15 protein-coding genes are annotated in these 17,130 nt (G+C 69.9%); 7 read left to right on the forward strand and 8 right to left on the reverse strand.

Going from position 1 to position 17,130, the window contains the following annotated elements:
• Positions 1-69: 69 nt before the first annotated feature.
• Positions 70-501: a 30S ribosome-binding factor RbfA gene (rbfA, locus tag ACO07Z_RS11860; protein WP_244379980.1), complete on the forward strand. Its 432-nt coding sequence runs from the start codon at positions 70-72 to the stop codon at positions 499-501.
• Positions 498-1,505, forward strand: a complete 1,008-nt coding sequence (gene truB, locus ACO07Z_RS11865; protein WP_421698909.1) for a tRNA pseudouridine(55) synthase TruB — start codon at positions 498-500, stop codon at positions 1,503-1,505. Before rbfA ends, truB begins: the two co-directional genes overlap by 4 nt.
• 36 nt (positions 1,506-1,541) lie before the next feature.
• Here the strand turns inward: truB and ACO07Z_RS11870 are convergent, their stop codons facing one another.
• Positions 1,542-1,913, reverse strand: coding sequence for a winged helix-turn-helix transcriptional regulator (locus ACO07Z_RS11870; RefSeq protein WP_421698910.1), 372 nt, complete (start codon positions 1,911-1,913; stop codon positions 1,542-1,544).
• Positions 1,914-1,990: 77 nt separating this feature from the next.
• On the opposite strand from ACO07Z_RS11870, the gene ACO07Z_RS11875 reads away from it, so the two are divergent.
• The 4 genes from ACO07Z_RS11875 to mbfA all read left to right on the forward strand — a co-directional run bounded on the left by ACO07Z_RS11875 (position 1,991) and on the right by mbfA (position 6,534).
• Entirely contained in the window at positions 1,991-2,317 is a 327-nt protein-coding gene (locus ACO07Z_RS11875; RefSeq protein ID WP_421698911.1) for a nuclear transport factor 2 family protein, read from the forward strand.
• Between the two features lie 215 nt (positions 2,318-2,532).
• Entirely contained in the window at positions 2,533-2,802 is a 270-nt protein-coding gene (rpsO, locus tag ACO07Z_RS11880; protein WP_371348376.1) for a 30S ribosomal protein S15, read from the forward strand.
• A 247-nt stretch (positions 2,803-3,049) separates the two neighbouring features.
• A complete protein-coding gene (gene pnp, locus ACO07Z_RS11885; protein WP_421698912.1) occupies positions 3,050-5,206 on the forward strand; it encodes a polyribonucleotide nucleotidyltransferase in 2,157 nt (718 codons plus the stop codon).
• 371 nt (positions 5,207-5,577) lie between these two features.
• A complete protein-coding gene (gene mbfA, locus ACO07Z_RS11890) occupies positions 5,578-6,534 on the forward strand; it encodes an iron exporter MbfA (RefSeq protein WP_421698913.1) in 957 nt (318 codons plus the stop codon).
• Between the two features lie 20 nt (positions 6,535-6,554).
• Here the strand turns inward: mbfA and ACO07Z_RS11895 are convergent, their stop codons facing one another.
• The 6 genes from ACO07Z_RS11895 to ACO07Z_RS11920 all read right to left on the reverse strand — a co-directional run bounded on the left by ACO07Z_RS11895 (position 6,555) and on the right by ACO07Z_RS11920 (position 15,311).
• Positions 6,555-8,570 (reverse strand): methyl-accepting chemotaxis protein, encoded by a 2,016-nt coding sequence (locus tag ACO07Z_RS11895; protein WP_421700800.1) that lies wholly within the window; start codon positions 8,568-8,570, stop codon positions 6,555-6,557.
• A gap of 116 nt (positions 8,571-8,686) precedes the next feature.
• The gene (locus ACO07Z_RS11900; protein ID WP_421698914.1) at positions 8,687-9,685 is read right to left on the reverse strand and encodes an asparaginase; all 999 of its coding nucleotides are present in this window, start codon (positions 9,683-9,685) and stop codon (positions 8,687-8,689) included.
• A gap of 64 nt (positions 9,686-9,749) precedes the next feature.
• Positions 9,750-11,069: a glycolate oxidase subunit GlcF gene (gene glcF, locus ACO07Z_RS11905; RefSeq protein WP_421698915.1), complete on the reverse strand. Its 1,320-nt coding sequence runs from the start codon at positions 11,067-11,069 to the stop codon at positions 9,750-9,752.
• A 3-nt stretch (positions 11,070-11,072) separates the two neighbouring features.
• Positions 11,073-12,431 (reverse strand): FAD-binding protein, encoded by a 1,359-nt coding sequence (locus tag ACO07Z_RS11910; RefSeq protein ID WP_421698916.1) that lies wholly within the window; start codon positions 12,429-12,431, stop codon positions 11,073-11,075.
• On the reverse strand, positions 12,394-13,815 hold the full coding sequence (locus ACO07Z_RS11915; protein WP_421698917.1) for an 8-oxoguanine deaminase: 1,422 nt from the start codon (positions 13,813-13,815) through the stop codon (positions 12,394-12,396). The genes ACO07Z_RS11910 and ACO07Z_RS11915 overlap by 38 nt, the downstream gene beginning before the upstream one ends.
• The gene (locus tag ACO07Z_RS11920) at positions 13,815-15,311 is read right to left on the reverse strand and encodes an FAD-linked oxidase C-terminal domain-containing protein (protein WP_421698918.1); all 1,497 of its coding nucleotides are present in this window, start codon (positions 15,309-15,311) and stop codon (positions 13,815-13,817) included. Before ACO07Z_RS11920 ends, ACO07Z_RS11915 begins: the two co-directional genes overlap by 1 nt.
• Before the next feature lie 268 nt (positions 15,312-15,579).
• On the opposite strand from ACO07Z_RS11920, the gene ACO07Z_RS11925 reads away from it, so the two are divergent.
• Positions 15,580-15,999, forward strand: coding sequence for a hypothetical protein (locus ACO07Z_RS11925; RefSeq protein WP_421698919.1), 420 nt, complete (start codon positions 15,580-15,582; stop codon positions 15,997-15,999).
• A 70-nt stretch (positions 16,000-16,069) separates the two neighbouring features.
• Here the strand turns inward: ACO07Z_RS11925 and ACO07Z_RS11930 are convergent, their stop codons facing one another.
• Positions 16,070-16,924 carry a hypothetical protein gene (locus tag ACO07Z_RS11930; RefSeq protein WP_421698920.1) on the reverse strand — a complete coding sequence of 285 codons (855 nt, stop codon included), beginning with the start codon at positions 16,922-16,924 and terminating at the stop codon, positions 16,070-16,072.
• Positions 16,925-17,130 lie beyond the last annotated feature (206 nt).

A 17,130-nucleotide genomic window follows, 5' to 3' on the forward strand; every position in this document is an offset into this window, starting at 1 on the left:
GCCCGTTCGCTCCGGTCGCGGTCGGCCCCTTGCTGCCTTAGGCGGGCGGGGCCCTGAAGGTTTGATGACATGAAGAATAAAGCGAGTTCGGGCGCCGGCCCGAGCCAGCGCCAGCTGCGCGTGGGCGAGCTGGTGCGCCACGCCCTTTCCGACATTCTCGCCCGCGGCGACCTGCCCGATCCGGCGCTGGCCAAGGTGCTGATCACGGTGCCGGAAGTGCGGATGAGCCCGGACCTCAAGATCGCCACCTGCTATGTCATGCCGCTCGGCGGCAAGGACCCCAAGGCGGCGATCGAGGCGCTGGCGACCAATGCCAAGCCGCTGCGCGGTGAGATCGCCCGCCGCGTCGAGCTGAAATTCGTCCCCGAGCTGCGCTTCCGCATCGACACCTCCTTCGAGGAGGGCGCACGCATCGACGCGCTGCTGCGCCTGCCGCAGGTGCAGCGCGACCTCGACGGCCCCGACACCGACACTCCTGACAGCCGAGAGGACGAGGCATGAGCGCCCCGCTCGATTCCGCCCACCCGACCGAGGACGCCGAGCGGCCGCCAGCCGCGCCGGTGGAGACCGGCCGCGACGCCCCGCGCAAGCGCCGGCCCAAGCGCGATGTCGATGGCTGGGTGCTGCTCGACAAGCCGGTCGGCATGACCTCGACCCAGGCGGTCGGCGCGGTGAAATGGCTGTTCCAGGCCAAGAAGGCCGGCCATGCCGGCACGCTCGACCCGCTCGCCTCCGGCTGCCTGCCGATCGCGCTGGGCGAAGCGACCAAGACCGTTCCTTTCGTCATGGACGGGCGCAAGGTCTATCGCTTCACCGTGCGCTGGGGCATCGAGACCGACACCGACGACAGCGAGGGCCAGCCGGTCGAGACCTCCGAGGCGCGCCCGACGCGCGAGGCCATTCTCGATCTGCTCCCCGCCTTCCGTGGCGAGATCGAACAGGTGCCGCCGGCCTATTCGGCGCTGAAGATCAATGGCGAGCGCGCCTATGATCTCGCCCGCGACGGCATCGAGGTTCAGCTCGCCGCCCGCACTGTGGTCATCCATTCGCTGGAACTGGTCGAGCAGCCCGACGCCGACCACGCCGTGTTCGAGGCGGAATGCGGCAAGGGCACCTATGTGCGCTCGCTGGCCCGCGATTTCGGCCGGGCGCTCGGCGCGCGCGGCCATATCTCGGCGCTGCGCCGCACCCGCGTCGGCACCTTCGCCGAAGAGGATCTGGTGCCGCTGGCGAAGCTGCGCGAGGTCTCCGAATCCATGGACGACGCCCCGCCGCTGTTCGCGCTGCGCCCGGTGGATATCGGGCTGGAGAGCCTGCCGGCGCTGCGCGTCTCCTCTTCGGATGCCGCTCGCCTCGCCCATGGCCAGCCGATCATCCTGCGCGGGCGCGATGCGCCGGTGCTGGAAGGCCCGGTCGCCATCACCGCCGGCGGCCGCCTCATCGCCCTTGGTGAGGCCGAGGCCGGCGAGATCCACCCCAAGCGTATCTTCCATTCCGCGAAATAGGCGGTCCGCCTCACGGAAAAAGCAGGCGCGGGCGGTTCATTCCGCCGGCCGCGCCGCCGCCCAGGACAGCAGCGCGTCGAGCGCCGGGCACAGCGCCTGCCCCCATTCGGTGAGCGCATATTCCACCTTGGGCGGCACCTGCGGATAGACGATGCGCCGGACGATGCCGTCGCCCTCCATCTGCCGCAGCTGCTGCGCCAGCATCTTCTGCGAGATCGCCGGGATAGCGCGTTCCAGATCGGAAAAGCGCAGCACCCGTCCGCCGAACAGGTGGAACAGGATCACCAGCTTCCAGCGCCCTTCCAGCAGCTTCAGCGCCTGTTCGACGCCGGACGCCGCCGACTCGCGCGTATAGGCGTCAGCCTTACTTTGGGGTAATGGGCTTACTTTTTCGTGCGTACTTGTCATTTGGTTAGCTTAAGCTCATCTCGAAAGCCCCGCAACCGCGCGGCGCCCGCTCGCCGCCGCCATCGGAGCCCGCCCGGATGAGTGTCGACCTTCCCCCTGCCATCGCCGCCTATTTCCGCGCCGACCGCCACGATCCCGCCGCCGTCGCCCGTTGCTTCACGCCGGAGGGCGTGGTGAAGGACGAAGGCCGGCTTCACCGTGGGCCGGAGGCCATCGCGGCCTGGAAAAAGCAGGCGTCCGCCGCCTATGACTACACCAGCGAGCCGATCGGCGTGGAGCCGGATGGCGCGCGCTTCATCGTGACGGCGCATGTCGTCGGCACTTTCCCCGGCAGCCCGGTGGATCTGCGCTATGCCTTCACGCTGGAAGGCGCGCATATCGCCCTTCTGGAGATCGCGCCCTGAGGGGCGCGGGGCGCCGGCCGCACAGCTTCCACTAGCACCTGCGCCGATTTCGTGTATGGTGCCGGCGCGTCGCGGACCCCCTGTCCGCGCGACCGTAGTTCTTTGACCGCGCTGGACGACATCCCGGCCCGGCCAATCTGCGGACCCCGGCGCGCCCTTCCGGCCTTCCCGGCCCGGCGCCGCCTTTCACCTGAAGTCACGAAAGGACTTGCCCGATGTCGATCACTCCCGAGCGCAAGCAGGAGCTCATCAAGGAATACGCCACCAAGCCGGGCGATACCGGTTCGGCGGAAGTGCAGGTGGCGATCCTCACCGAGCGGATCACCAACCTCACCGGCCACTTCAAGGGCCACGCGAAGGACAACCACTCCCGTCGCGGCCTGCTCAAGATGGTGTCGGCGCGCCGTGGTCTTCTCGACTACCTCAAGAAGACCGAGGAAGCCCGCTACAAGTCGCTGATCCAGCGCCTGGGCATCCGCCGCTGAGGCACGACGCGAGGCTCGCGCCCCACAGGCGCGGGCCTCGTGCGCATTGAAGACGGCGCGGGCGGAGGACCCGCCGCGCTGAAGACGCATGATGCGGCGGGCATGGGGCTCGCCGCGACCGATAGTGAAGCGGCGCGCCATGGCAGGATCGCCGGAGACTCACGGGTCCGTGGCCTCGCCACCGTGAAGCCCCCCGAGTCTCTCGCCGTCTTGCCCATGGCCCCGCTTCGGAAAGCCAGAGACAGACATGTTCGATATTCACCGCGAGGAACTCGACTGGGGCGGGCGCACGCTGACCCTCGAGACCGGCCGTATGGCGCGCCAGGCTGATGGCGCCGTGCTCGCGACCTATGGCGACACCACCGTGCTCGCCACCGCCGTTTCCGCCAAGGCGCCGAAGCCCGGCCAGGACTTCTTCCCGCTCACCGTCAACTACCAGGAAAAGACCTACGCGGCCGGCCGCATTCCCGGTGGCTATTTCAAGCGCGAAGGCCGCCCGAGCGAGAAGGAGACCCTCGTCTCCCGCCTGATCGACCGTCCGATCCGCCCCCTCTTCGCCGAAGGCTACAAGAACGACACCCAGGTCGTCGTCACCGTGCTCTCGCACGACCTTGAGAACGACCCCGACATCGTGGCGATGGTCGCCGCCTCGGCCGCCCTCACCCTCTCCGGCGTGCCGTTCATGGGCCCGATCGGCGGCGCCCGCGTCGGTTTCGTCGACAATGAATATGTGCTGAACCCGACGCTCGACGAGCTGAAGGAATCGGCGCTCGACCTCGTGGTCGCCGGCACCGCCGACGCCGTGCTGATGGTCGAATCCGAAGCCAAGGAGCTCTCCGAAGAGGTGATGCTCGGCGCGGTCATGTTCGGCCACCGCCACTTCCAGCCGGTCATCGACGCCATCATCCGCCTCGCGGAGAAGGCCGCCAAGGAGCCGCGCGACTTCGCCGCTCCCGACCATTCGGCGCTGGAAGCCGAGCTGCGCGCCCTGATCGACGCCGATCTGCGCGCCGCCTACAAGATCGTCCGCAAGCAGGACCGCTACGAGGCGGTCGGCAATGCCAAGGCGAAGGCCAAGGCGCATTACGCCGCCCTCGCCGCCGAAGGCAAGGACGTGCCGGACTCCCAGACCCTCTCCGAGGTGCTGAAGGAGCTCGAGGCCAAGATCGTGCGCTGGAACATCCTCGACGAGGGTATCCGCATCGACGGCCGCGACACCAAGACCGTCCGCCAGATCGTCGCCGAGGCGAGCGTTCTGCCGCGCGCCCACGGTTCCGCCCTGTTCACCCGCGGCGAGACGCAGGCCCTCGTGGTCGCGACCCTCGGCACCGGCGAGGACGAGCAGTTCATCGACAGCCTGGAAGGCACCTATAAGGAGCGCTTCCTGCTGCACTACAACTTCCCCCCCTTCTCGGTGGGTGAGACCGGCCGCATGGGTTCGCCCGGCCGCCGCGAAATCGGCCATGGCAAGCTCGCCTGGCGCGCCATCCGCCCGCTGCTGCCGCCGGCGCATGAGTTCCCCTACACGCTGCGCGCCGTCTCGGAGATCCTGGAGTCGAACGGCTCCTCCTCCATGGCGACCGTCTGCGGCACCTCGCTCGCTCTGATGGACGCCGGCGTGCCGATGCGCCGCCCGGTGGCCGGCATCGCCATGGGCCTCATCCTTGAGGGCGAGAAGTTCGCCGTGCTCTCCGACATCCTCGGCGACGAGGATCATCTCGGCGACATGGACTTCAAGGTGGCCGGCACCGACAAGGGCGTCACCGCCCTGCAGATGGACATCAAGATCGCCGGCATCACCGAGGAGATCATGAAGGTCGCCCTCGCTCAGGCGAAGGATGGCCGTCACCACATTCTCGGCGAGATGAGCAAGGCGCTGACCGGCGCCCGCTCCGAGCTCGGCGAGCACGCTCCGCGCATCGAGGTGATCCAGATCCCGGTCGACAAGATCCGCGAAGTGATCGGCTCGGGCGGCAAGGTGATCCGCGAGATCGTCGAGAAGACCGGCGCCAAGATCAACATCGAGGACGACGGCACGGTGAAGGTCGCCTCCGCCTCGGGCGAGTCGATCAAGGCGGCGCTGAACTGGATCAAGTCCATCGCCTCCGAGCCGGAGATCGGCCACATCTATGAGGGCACGGTGGTCAAGGTCGTCGATTTCGGCGCCTTCGTGAACTTCTTCGGCGCCAAGGACGGCCTCGTGCACGTCTCGCAGCTCGCCAAGGAGCGCGTGGCCAAGCCCTCCGATGTCGTCAAGGAAGGCGACAAGGTGAAGGTGAAGCTGCTCGGCTTCGACGAGCGCGGCAAGACCCGCCTGTCGATGAAGGTCGTCGACCAGGCAACCGGCGAAGACCTGGAAGCCAAGGCCAAGGCCGAGGATGGCGAGGCCGCCACGGCGGAGTGATCCGCCGCCTTCGGGCGTTTGAGGATTTTGAGCGGGGCGCCTTCGGGCGCCCCGTTTCGTTTGGGCGCCTCAAGACGGTCGCCACGTTCCACGCCGTTGCCTTGTCACCGCATCCTTCGAGGCGCGCTGCGCGCGCACCTCAGGATGACGTGGCTCCCGGCTTCGCGGTTTTCCTGTACCCGTTCACGGCATACACCGTCCTGCTGAGGTGCCGGCCGCAGGCCGGCCTCGAAGCATCTCGCCGCAGGACCTTCCGCTCCCTGCCCCCGCTGTCCCTGCGTTTCACACAGGCCTGCCCCGCCTGTCAGGCAATCGACACCTCCCACGCCATAGGATTAGAACCTTTCTAATCTTAGCCCCGGGGGCCTGCCATGAAACGCTTCTCCGACCTCAGCGAAGCCGAGATTCTCGCCCTCGCCATCTCCAATGAGGAGGAGGATGCCCGTATCTACCTCCAGTTCGCCGGCCGGCTGAAGGCGGACTATCCCGCCACGGCGGCGATGTTCGAGCGCATGGCGCAGGAGGAGCACGGCCACCGCCACGCGCTGCACCAGCTCTATGTCGCGCGCTTCGGCGAGGCGCTGCCCTACATCACCCGGCAGGATGTGAAGGGCTTCCTCAAGCGCAACCCGCTCTGGCTGATGGACACGCTGCGCATCGACGCGGTGCGCCGGCAGGCCGAAGTGATGGAATACGAGGCGCAGCAATTCTACATCAAGGCCGCCGCCCGCGCCCGCGACGCCGCCACGCGCCAGCTTCTCGCCGACCTCGCCGAGGCGGAAAGCGCGCATGAGACGCTGGCGCAGGAACTCGGCGGGCAGATCGAGACCAGCGGCGCCCGCGTGCATGAGGACGAGGCCGCCCACCGGGTCTTCGTGCTGCAGATCGTCCAGCCAGGCCTCGCCGGGCTGATCGACGGCTCGATCTCCACCCTGGCGCCGATCTTCGCCGCCGCCTTCGCCACCCAGGATTCCTGGGCCGCCTTCCTCGTCGGGCTCGCCGCCTCCATCGGCGCCGGCATCTCCATGGGCCTCACCGAGGGCCTCTCGGATGACGGCGCCATCACCGGGCGCGGCAGCCCGTGGCCGCGCGGCATCGCCTGCGGGGTGATGACCATGCTGGGCGGGCTCGGCCACACCCTGCCCTATCTCATCCCCGATTTCTGGACCGCCACGGCGGTCGCCGGTGTCGTTGTCGCGGTCGAACTCGCCGCCATCGCCTATGTGCGCACCCACTATATGGAAACGCCCTTCGGCTCGGCGCTGGTGCAGGTGGTGCTCGGCGGCCTGCTGGTGCTGGCCGCCGGCATCCTCATCGGCAGTTCCTGAGCCGGTGGTCGCGTGGCCGCTCAGCCCGCGCGCACCATGTCGACGAAACTGTGCACCTCGCGGCGCAGCGTCACCGCCTGCAGCGACAGGTCGCGCGCCGAGGTCAGCACCCGGTGCGCGGCGGCGGCGGATGCCTGCGCCGTTCGCTGGACGGCGGAGATGTTGGTGGTCACCTCCTGCGTCCCGCTCGCCGCCTGCTGGATCGAACGGGCGACTTCCGAGGTGGTGGCGTGCTGCTCGGTCATGGCGGCGGAAATCGCCGCCGCAGCGTTGCGCAGCTCGGTAATGGTGGCGCTGAAGCCGGCAATGGCCCCCTGCACGCCTCCCGTCGATTCCTGAATGCCGGAAATGCGCTCGGAAATGCCGGCAGTGGCCTGCGCGGTCTGGCTGGCCAGCGCCTTCACCTCCTGCGCCACCACGGCGAAGCCGCGCCCGGCCTCGCCGGCGCGGGCGGATTCGATGGTGGCGTTCAGTGCCAAGAGGTTGGTCTGGCCTGCAATGGAGTCGATCAGGCCGGTAATGGTGCCGATCTGCTCGGCCGAGGCCTTCAGCTCGCTCACCTGGCCGCTGGTGGCGGCGACTTCGCCCACCGCCCGCTCGGTCATCACGGTGGAATGCTGCAGCCGGTCGCCGATCTCCTGCGCGGCGGCGGAAAGCTCCTCCATCGCCGACGCCACGGTCTGCACATTGGAGGTGGCGAGCTGCGCGGCGGCAGCCACCGCCCCGGCCTGGTTGGTCGCCTCCTCCGCCGTGGCGTTGAGCGCTTCGGACGCCGCCTGCAGGTCGCTGGCGGCGGTCGCGACCGTGTCGACCACCGCGCCCACCGCCGCCTCGAACTGATCGGCGAGCTGGCGCATCTCGGCATGGCGGTTTTCGGCGGCGCGCTTGGCGAGGAGGCGCGCCTCCTCCCGCGCCGCCTCCGCCTCGCGCAGCCCGTCGCGGAACACGGTGAGCGCGCGCGCCTGCTCGCCGATCTCGTCGGTGCGCCCGGCATGGGGGATGACCGCTTCCAGATCGCCGGCGGACACCCGCTCCATGGCCGCGCTGACCTCGCGCACCGGCCGGGCGATGCCGAGGAAGGAATAGGCGCCGGCCAGCACCGCCGCCAGAATGGCGATGGCAGAGAAGACGAGAATGCGGGTCATGCCGTCGGTGAGCGCCTGGTCGGCCAGCGCCCGCGCCTCGTCGGCCTGGAGGGAGGTTTCCTTGGTGACCCCGGCCAGCACGCTGGCCGCCTCACGCATCAGCGGCGTGCTGCTCTCGTTCACCAGCGCGCTGCGGCTGGCGAGTTCGGCGATAGTGTCGTCGATCAACCGCTTGTAGGCGTCGAAATCCTTCAACGCGATCTCCACCGTCTGCGCCACCTGCGCATTGTCGGCCATCTGCGTGCGCAGATCGGTGAGAATGGTGACGACGCGGTTCTGCGTCGAGGTGAGGCGCTTCAGCTGCTTGGCGTCGCCTTCCAGCATATAGGTGGAGGCGGCGAGGTTGATGCTGTCGATCAGCTGTTCCAACGGCTGCAGGTTGCTTGCCATGTCGGTATTGCCGAGTTCGAGCATCTGGCCGGCGAGGGTGGAGAAATGCGTGCGCGCCCGCATCGCCAGTGCCGGACGGGCCTCGACCAACTGCTGCTGCACCACCTCGGAGGCATGCACCTTGACCGTCACTTTGCCGATCTCGCCGATGAGACGCTTCAGCGTGAGGAACTCTCGGCGATCATCTTCGTGGGTTTCCAGCTCCAGCAGCCGGCCGAGCCCGCCCTGCGCCGCCCCGATGTCCTTCTTCACCGAGCTGAGCAGCGCTTCATTATTGGGGTTGGCGAAGGACAGCCGCATCTCGGTGGCGTTGAGCTGAATGCGGGTCAGCAGCTTACCGATCTCTTCGCTTATGCCCAGGATTTCCGCCTGCCGTTCGGCGGCGTCATTCGCCTCCTCGATGCTCGCCATGGCGAAATGCCGGCTCACCAGCACGCCGCAGGAGAGAAGAACGAGCAGCACGGACGCAATGCCGAGCTTCATCGCGATGCCGAGACGCATCGTACCCACGTGATACCTCCACATGTCCTTTTACCTCGCGGCACAGAAGGACATGTGGCTTGCGCCAGTCTTGCCCGCGCTTGTGGACGCCGGCTCAGCGGCGCGGGCCGGCGGGCTTACTCATAGGCGGCCAGCGCCTGCGCCAGCGCCGCGCGGTCGGCGCCGGCGGCCAAAGCCAGCGTGAGCATCAGCCGCGCCTTCACCCCGGTGAGCAGCCCGGCGGAGAGCACGCCGCGCGCCAGCAGGTCGATCTCCGAGCCGGGATAGCCATAGGTGCGGGCGAAGACCGGCCCGGCCAGCGTCCGGCTGGCCAGCACCACCGGCAGGCGCGCCGCCACCTCGCCGACCAGCGGCGCCAGCGCGCCCGGCACATGGCCCGCCCCCGCCCCTTCGATGACGAGGCCGGCATAGCCGAGATCGGGCACGGCGCGCAGCAGCCTGCCATCGTCGCCCATGGCGATCTTCAGGAGCGCCACCGGCGGCAGAGGCGCCGCGCCGGGGTCGAAGGCCAGCGCCGGGCGCGTCACGCGGGTGAAGAGCCGCACCCTCCCCTCCGCCACCAGCCCGAGCGGACCGGCCATGTCGGACACGAAGGCGGAGGTGAGCGCCGTATGCGCCTTGCGCACGAAGCGGGCGGCGTGGATCTCGTCGTTCAGCACCACCAGCGTGCCGAGACCGCGCGCCGCGTCGCTGGCGGCGACGAGAGCGGCGGCGAGAAGATTAGCCGGCCCGTCGGCGCCCGGCTGCTGCGGGCCGCGCATGGCGCCAACCACCACCACCGGCCGCTCGCCCGGCACCAGCAGGTCGAGCGCGAAGGCGGTTTCCTCGATGGTGTCGGTGCCCTGGATGACCACCGCGCCATCGATGCCGGCGGCGAAGCCGGCGCGGATCTCGCCCGCCACGGCGGCGATGTTCTCCAGCGTCAGCGAGGCGCTGCCGACCTTCATCGGCGAGCGTGCCTCGATGTCCGCCACCTCGGCGAGACCGGGCACCGCGGCCACCAGCTCGGCCGCGCCCAGTGTCGGGGCGATGCCGCCATCGGGCGCGGTGGTCATGGTGATGGTGCCGCCGAGGGAGAGCACGAGAAGACGGGGACGCGGAAGGAAAGAGGACATGGAAGACCTGACGACGCAGCGGGGACGCTCTACCCTAGCCGCCCGCCGCCACGCCGTCAGCCCGTCACGCCGCCGCGCGCAGCCCCGCCAGCTCAGCCGGCATCGGCCCGCCCGTGGCCCAGTCCAGCAGTTCCACTGTGTGGACGACCGGCACGCGTGTGCCGCCGCCGATCTGCGTCATGCAGCCGATATTGCCGGCGGCGATCACCTGCGGATCGGTGCGTTCGATATTGGCGACCTTGCGCGCGCGCAGCCGCCCGGCGATCTCCGGCTGGAGGATGTTGTAGGTGCCGGCCGAACCGCAGCACAAATGCCCCTCGGCCGGTTCCAGCACGGTGAAACCGGCGCTGGCCAGCAGCGTCTTCGGCGCGGTGCGCACGCGCTGGCCATGCTGCAGCGAACAAGCGGAGTGATAGGCGACGCGGATGCCCGGCGCGATGACCGGCGCAGGAAGCGCCTGCGCGGCGAGGAACTCGCTCACATCCTTGGCCAGCGCCGACACCTTCGCCGCCCGCTCGGCATAGGCCGGGTCGGTGCGCAGCATGTGGCCGTAATCCTTGATCGTCGTGCCGCAGCCCGAGGTGGTCACGAGAATCGCGTCCAGCCCCTCGCCCTCGATCTCGCGCCACCAGGCATCGACATTGGCGCGAGCATTGGCGAGCGCCAGTTCCTCCTTGCCCATATGGTGGGTGAGCGAGCCGCAGCAGCCACCGCCGACGGGGCGGACGATCTCCACGCCCAGGCGGGTGAGCAGGCGGATCGCCGCCGCGTCGATCTCCGGCCGCAGCACCGGCTGGGCGCAGCCATCGAGCAGGGCGACGCGGGCGCGGCGGGGGCCTTGCGCGGGAAAGCGGCGCACGCCCTCATCCGCCGAGCGCGTGGCCGGCCGCGCCGGGGCAAGGCGCAGCATGGCGGCCACCGGCGCGAGGCCGGGGATGGAGGCGAACAGGCCGGCGAAGGGCTTCGCCACCATCGCCCCGCCAATGGCGAGGCGGAACAGGGTGCGGCTCGGCAGCACCCGCGCCAGCAGCGCCCGCGTCAGCCGGTCCATCAGCGGGCGGTCATAGGTCGCCTCCACATGGTCGCGCGCATGGTCGATCAGGTGCATGTAATGCACGCCCGAGGGGCAGGTGGTCATGCAGGACAGGCAGGACAGGCAGCGGTCGATATGCTTGGCGACCTCCTGCGTCGCCGGCCGGTCATTCTCCAGCATGTCCTTGATCAGGTAGATGCGCCCGCGCGGGGAATCCAGCTCATCCCCCAGCAGCACATAGGTCGGGCAGGTGGCGGTGCAGAAGCCGCAATGGACGCACGCGCGCAGCACCTGTTCCGACCGTGCGGTCTGCGGATCGGCCAGCTGGGCGACGGAGAAGTTCGTCTGCATCACTCACACTCCCGCATACATACGCCCGGGGCTCAGCACGCGCCCGGGGTCGAAGCCGTTCTTCATCCGGGCGATCAGCGCGCCGGTGATCGGGTCGAGCGGCTGGAACACCTCTTCGCCCGCCCGCGCCGCCGCGCTGGCGCGGATCAGCGTCGCATGGCCGCCGCCGGCCGCCGCCACCGCCGCGCGCACCGCCGCCGTCTGCGGTTCCGCGCCGGGCATCTCTACCCAGACGAGGCCACCGGCCCAGTCGTAAAGGCAGCGCGCGCCGAGCCCCGCCAGCGCCGCGCCGATCGACGGCCCCGCCATCGGTGCCACCGAGACGCGCCAGAGGGCATGCGTCTCCCTCTCCCCCACGGGGAGAGGGCGGGGTGAGGGGGAAGGCGCGCGCCCAGTCCCCTCACCCGGCGCGGCAGCCGCGCCGACCTCTCCCCGTGGGGGAGAGGTGACAAAAGCCGCAAACGGCGTCACGTCGCGCACCGCCTGCCAGAAGGCGAGCGAGGCCTCCGCGTCGAGGAAGGACAGCGTGCCGCGCCCGCGCAGAATCTCTTCCAGCTTGCCCCGGCGGTGGCGGATCGAGGGCGCCACCCCTTCCAGCCGCAGCGCCGTCACCGACGCGCCCGCGCCGGCAACGGCCGGAATCGCAGCCGCCACCGCTTCCGGCACATAAGCGGCGCCGGACACGTCGTAATAGGAGCCGACCGCCGCGCTCATCGCGCCTGCGGCGGCGGCCGGGTCGAGGCCCAGCAGCAGCAGCGTCTCCACCGTCTCCGGGCGCGGCAGCACCTTGATGGTGAGTTCGGTGAAGGCGGCAAGCGTGCCGTAGGACCCCGCCAGCCCGCGCGGCAGATCATAGCCGGTGACGTTCTTCACCACCCGCCCGCCGGCCTTGAACGCTTCCGCCCGGCCGGAGACGGCGCGAATGCCGAGCGCGTGGTCGCGCGCCGCCCCGGCGCTCGGCCGGCGCGGGCCGGCGAGGTTGCAGGCCATCAGCCCGCCCAGCGTGCCGCCGCCCGGCGCCACGCCGAGCAGCGGGCCGAAATCCATCGGCTCGAAGGCCAGCATCTGCTTGGACGCGGCGACCAGCGCCTCGATCTCCGCCACCGTCGTGCCCGCCTTGGCGCTCAGCACCAGCTCTTCCGGCTCATAGAGGGTGACGCCGAAAAGGCCGCCCAGCTCCAGCGTGGCGTCGGTCTGGATGTGGCGGCCGAGCCCGGCCTTGGAACCGGAGCCGGCGACGTCGAGCGTGCGTCCGTTCGACACCGCCCAGCGCACCGCCTCCACCACCTCCGCCTCGTCGCGCGGACACAGCCTCTCGCTCATTTCAAGCCACTCCCGAAAGCGCGGCGAGCCGCGCGGCATGCGTGTTGTGTTCGGCCACCACGGAGGGCAGGTCGATCGTCACCACCTCGCCCTGCGCCACCACCGGCCGTCCCTGCACATAGGTGAAGGCGGCGCGCCCCGGCGTGCAGAACAGGGCGGCGGCGACGGGATCGGCGAGGCCGCCGGCGAAGGCGACATCGTCGAGCCGCAGGGCGAAGAAATCCGCGCAATAGCCCGGCGCCAGCGCGCCGATATCGCTGCGCCCCAGAACCGAGGCGCCGCCGAGCGTGGCGAGCTCCAGCGCCTCGCGCGCGCTCATCCACTCATGGTCGCGCGAGGGGTCCGACGTGGAGAGCGTGGTGTCCGGCCCCTCGGGCGGGCGCAAGGACATCTGCAGCCGCGCCAGCAGCATGGCCTGCCGTGCCTCGGTGAGCAGATTGTTGCCGTCATTGGAGGCCGAGCCGTCGACGCCGAGCCCGACTTTGACCCCGGCCGCGCGATAGGCCCGCACCGGGGCGATGCCGGAGGCGAGGCGCATATTCGAGGACGGGCAATGGCACACGCCGACCCCGGCACCGGCAAAGCAGCCGATCTCATGCGCGTTCACATGCACCGCATGGGCGAACCACACATCGCGGCCGAGCCAGCCCAGCTCCTCCATATAGGCGACGGGCCGCTTGCCGAAGCGCGCCAGCGTGTAGCGCTCCTCATCGACGGTCTCGGCCAGATGGGTGTGCAGCCGCACGCCCTTGTCCCGCGCCAGCGCCGCGCTCGCCCGCATCAGCTCCGGCGTCACCGAAAAGGGCGAGCAGGGGGCGAGGGCGATCTGCAGCAGCGCGCCGGGCGCGGCGTCGTGATAGCGGGCGATCACCCGCTCGCAATCGGCGAGGATCGCGTCCTCGTCCTCCACGCAGTCATCCGGCGGCAGGCCGCCCTTGGACTGGCCGAGCGACATGGAGCCGCGCGAGACCATGAAGCGCAGCCCGATCTCCCGCGCGGCGGCGATCTGGTCGTCCACCGCGCAGCCATTGCGGAAGACATAGGCGTGGTCGAAGCAGGTGGTGCAGCCCGACAGCGCCAGTTCCGCCAGCCCCACCAGCGTCGCCGTGCGCGAGGCCTCCGGCGTGCGCGCCGCCCACAGCCGGTAATGCGCGCCAAGCCAGCGGAACAGATTGACGTTCTGCGCCGCCGGCAGAGCGCGGGTCAGCGTCTGGTCGAGATGGTGGTGGCAATTCACCAGACCGGGCAGCACCACATGGCCGGAGAGGTCGAGTACCTCATCGGCGCTGGCCGGCAGGCTCGCGCTCGGCCCCACCTCGACGATCATCCCGTCGCGCGCGAACAGCCCGCCGCCCGATATCTCGCGGCGGGCGCCGTCCATGGTGACGAGCACCGTGGCGTTGCGGACGAGGAGGGTTGCCATCAGAAGCGCGGCAGGTCGGGGAAGGGCAGCTTGCCGCCCGAGACATGCATGCGGCCCAGCTCGGCGCAGCGGTGCAGCACCGGGAACACCTTGCCGGGGTTGAGCAGCGCGTCGGGATCGAAGGCGCATTTCAGCCGCTGCTGATGGGCGAGGTCGGTCTCGTCGAACATGGACGGCATGAGGTCGCGCTTTTCCACCCCCACACCGTGCTCGCCGGTGAGCACGCCGCCCACCTCGACGCAGAGCAGCAGAATGTCGGCGCCGAAGGCCTCCGCCTTCTCAAGCTGGCCGGGCTGGTTGGCGTCGTAGCAGATCAGCGGGTGCAGATTGCCGTCGCCGGCATGGAAGACATTGCCGCAGCGCAGCCCGTATTTCTCCGACATCTCCTCCATGCGCTTCAGCACCAGCGGCAGCGCCTTGCGCGGAATGGTGCCGTCCATGCAGAGATAATCCGGCGAAATCCGTCCCACGGCGGGGAAGGCCGCCTTGCGCCCGGCCCAGAAGGCGACGCGCTCCTCCTCGCTGGTGGAGGCGCGCAGGGTGAGGCAGCCGAGCGTGCCGGCAATCTCGGCCACGCGCTCGATGAGGTGGTTCACCTCCGCCTCCGGCCCGTCGAGCTCGACGATCAGCAGCGCCTCGACATCGAGCGGGTAGCCGGCGCCGAGAAAGGCCTCGGCGGCGTGGACCATCATCTTGTCCATCATCTCCATGCCGCCGGGGATGATGCCGGCGGCGATGATGGCGGCGACGCAGGCGCCCGCCGCTTCCGACGAGGGGAAGCCGACCAGCACGGCGCGTGCCGTCTCCGGCTTTTTGAGGATGCGCACCGTGACTTCCGTCACCACGCCGAGCAGGCCTTCCGAGCCGACGATGAGGCCGAGCAGGTCCAGCCCGCCGGAATCGAGATGCTTGCCGCCGAGGCGGATGACCTCGCCCGTGATCAGCACCATCTCGACGCCGAGCACATTGTTCGTCGTCAGCCCGTATTTCAGGCAGTGCACCCCGCCGGAATTCTCGCCGACATTGCCGCCAATGGTGCACGCGATCTGCGAGGAGGGGTCGGGCGCGTAATAGAAGCCCTCATGCGCCACCGCCGTGGTGATGCCGAGATTGGTCACGCCCGGCTGGGCGACCACGGTGCGGTTGTCGAAGTCGATGTCGAGGATGCGGTTGAACTTGCCCATGCCGAGCAGGATGCCGTCTTCCAGCGGCAGCGCCCCGCCGGACAGCGAGGTGCCCGCCCCGCGCGGCACCACGGGGATGCCGTTGGCATGGGCATAGGCCAGCACCTGCGACACCTGTTCGGTGGTGGAGGGCAGCACCACCACGAGCGGGAGCTGGCGATAGGCCGTCACCCCGTCGCTCTCGAAGGGGCGCATCTCCGCCTCGGCATCGATCACCCCCTCGCCGGGGACGATGGCGCGCAGATCGGCGACGATGCGGGCGCGGCGGGCCAGCACATCCGCCTTCGGCGCCGGCATGACGAGACCGGACATGGCACTCCTCCCTGGGAACGTCTGTGAGGCCCCGGCGGCCGACGGCGCGGCGCAGGACTCTTCCGCTTTCGAGCCATTCTAGGGAAAAGCGCGCCGGCTTCCTATGGTAAAAAAACTAGACCAAGGATGAATATGTCGTGTCCGACCGGCGGCTTCGGTAGCCGCGCACGCCCCCTTGCGCGCGATCAAGGCGGTGCGCACCTCCACCGGGTAGGCCAGTGCCCAAAGGCCGCGCCCCATGCCGGCCGCCGCACACAGGGAGACGCGCATGAACGAGCTCACCGCCCGCACGGAGGACGCCGACACTGGAGCGCTCAGCCGCATCCGCCTGCATCTCGCCCGCTCGAAGGAGTTTCCCGAGGGCAGCGCCCGCCATGGCTATGAATTCGTCGCCCCGCTGGACGGGGCGGGCCGCATCGACGCGGAGGCGTGGAAGGGCCAGCGTGCCGCCTGCACCGTCACCCGCTTCTGGGCCAACGAGGCGCCGGAGCATGGGCGGCTGGTGCACCGCGCCGGCGGCGCGGGCGGATCGAGCTGGGTGTTCGACTATGAGGCGGATGCCAGCGACGACGACGAGACCGGCTATCGCTTCGGCGACCATGCCTTCGTGCCGGGCGAATATGTCTCGCTGCGCGACGAGGAGGGCGAGCTGCACACCTTCATCGTGTTCTCGGTTCTGCCGGCCTGAGAGCGCCGCATGAACGAAAACGGCGCGGCACCCTCGGGGGCCCGCGCCGTCGTCAGCCCTTCGAAGGCCGTCAGTTCGATGTGCCGGTCCCGGCCGGCGCGGTCGGCACGGCGCTGGGCGCGGAGGCGGTCTCGGCGCCCGCGAGCGGGGCGGCGGCGCCGCTCTGGGTGGCGGGAGCGGCGGCCGGCGTCGTGCCCGGCGCCACGGCAGGGGTCGCCGCCGGGGTGGCGGCGGGGCCGGCGGCCGGCGTAGCGGCCGGCGTCGCCGGAGCGGCGGCGGCATCGGCCGGGGCGTCCACCGGCTTCGGCTTCGGCGTGGCGGCCACGGCGCGCGGGCGGGCCGGGCGCTGGATCATGCCCATGACCTTGTTGTGCAGCTCCGGCGCCTTCTCGATGTTGAAGTGGCTCAGCGCGCCGGCGCCGGTCAGGTCGATATTCTCCACCTGGCGCCCGGCCACCGGCTTGCCCGAGCCGCCGGCCTGGTAATAATTCACCACCTTGCCGATCTTGGGCGAGGCGGTCATCGGCGTCACCGGATCGAACGTCACCACCAGCGGCACCGGCACGCCAGCGTCGCTCACCCGGTTGCCCATGGTGACGGCGGCATCGGCGCCAAGCGAATGGCCGATGATGATGACCGGCGTCGGCCGGCGCTTGCCCACCGTGGCCTGCTCGATGGCGAAGCGGGTCAGCGTGTCGAGATCGACATAGGAATGCACGCTGGCATCGATGCCGTTCGCGCGCATCTTGGCGGCGAGGTCGTCCATGCCGAGCGAGAAGATGTTGGCGAGCCCGCGCAGCAGATAGACCCGGGGCTGGTTCGGATTGGGCTTGGACTGCGCCTGCGCCGGGGCCGGAACGGCCAGGGCGATGGCAAGCACGGCGACGATGGCGAGCCAGCCGGCCCAGACCCGCGAGAACTTCATGTCACACATCCCGAAAACACCGTCTGTCTTCATGCTCTGGGGCCCTGACCCTTGCAAATGGATTCTAGAACCGCCCTGCTTTGCCGGAAGCCTGATGCGCAAGCGCAACAGTACCTCCCGTTAAGGCAAGGGGCGCGACGCGACGCGGCGCGGCGCCGCGGCGCGTCCGCCATCGCCCCCTTGCCAGCGCGCCGCGAGCATGCAAC

This window comes from Ancylobacter sp. (assembly GCF_965229075.1).
Lineage (GTDB): Bacteria > Pseudomonadota > Alphaproteobacteria > Rhizobiales > Xanthobacteraceae > Ancylobacter.

Bases quoted from the DNA above. Each gene is read 5' to 3' on its own strand.
- rpsO (WP_371348376.1), top strand. From the start codon at position 2,533: ATGTCGATCACTCCCGAGCGCAAGCAGGAGCTCATCAAGGAATACGCC.
- mbfA (WP_421698913.1), top strand. From the start codon at position 5,578: ATGAAACGCTTCTCCGACCTCAGCGAAGCCGAGATTCTCGCCCTCGCC.
- ACO07Z_RS11870 (WP_421698910.1), bottom strand. From the start codon at position 1,913: ATGACAAGTACGCACGAAAAAGTAAGCCCATTACCCCAAAGTAAGGCT.
- ACO07Z_RS11895 (WP_421700800.1), bottom strand. From the start codon at position 8,570: ATGCGTCTCGGCATCGCGATGAAGCTCGGCATTGCGTCCGTGCTGCTC.
- ACO07Z_RS11915 (WP_421698917.1), bottom strand. From the start codon at position 13,815: ATGGCAACCCTCCTCGTCCGCAACGCCACGGTGCTCGTCACCATGGAC.
- ACO07Z_RS11875 (WP_421698911.1), top strand. From the start codon at position 1,991: ATGAGTGTCGACCTTCCCCCTGCCATCGCCGCCTATTTCCGCGCCGAC.
- pnp (WP_421698912.1), top strand. From the start codon at position 3,050: ATGTTCGATATTCACCGCGAGGAACTCGACTGGGGCGGGCGCACGCTG.
- ACO07Z_RS11920 (WP_421698918.1), bottom strand. From the start codon at position 15,311: ATGTCCGGTCTCGTCATGCCGGCGCCGAAGGCGGATGTGCTGGCCCGC.
- glcF (WP_421698915.1), bottom strand. From the start codon at position 11,069: ATGCAGACGAACTTCTCCGTCGCCCAGCTGGCCGATCCGCAGACCGCA.
- truB (WP_421698909.1), top strand. From the start codon at position 498: ATGAGCGCCCCGCTCGATTCCGCCCACCCGACCGAGGACGCCGAGCGG.
- rbfA (WP_244379980.1), top strand. From the start codon at position 70: ATGAAGAATAAAGCGAGTTCGGGCGCCGGCCCGAGCCAGCGCCAGCTG.
- ACO07Z_RS11910 (WP_421698916.1), bottom strand. From the start codon at position 12,431: ATGCCGCGCGGCTCGCCGCGCTTTCGGGAGTGGCTTGAAATGAGCGAG.
- ACO07Z_RS11925 (WP_421698919.1), top strand. From the start codon at position 15,580: ATGAACGAGCTCACCGCCCGCACGGAGGACGCCGACACTGGAGCGCTC.
- ACO07Z_RS11930 (WP_421698920.1), bottom strand. From the start codon at position 16,924: ATGAAGTTCTCGCGGGTCTGGGCCGGCTGGCTCGCCATCGTCGCCGTG.
- ACO07Z_RS11900 (WP_421698914.1), bottom strand. From the start codon at position 9,685: ATGTCCTCTTTCCTTCCGCGTCCCCGTCTTCTCGTGCTCTCCCTCGGC.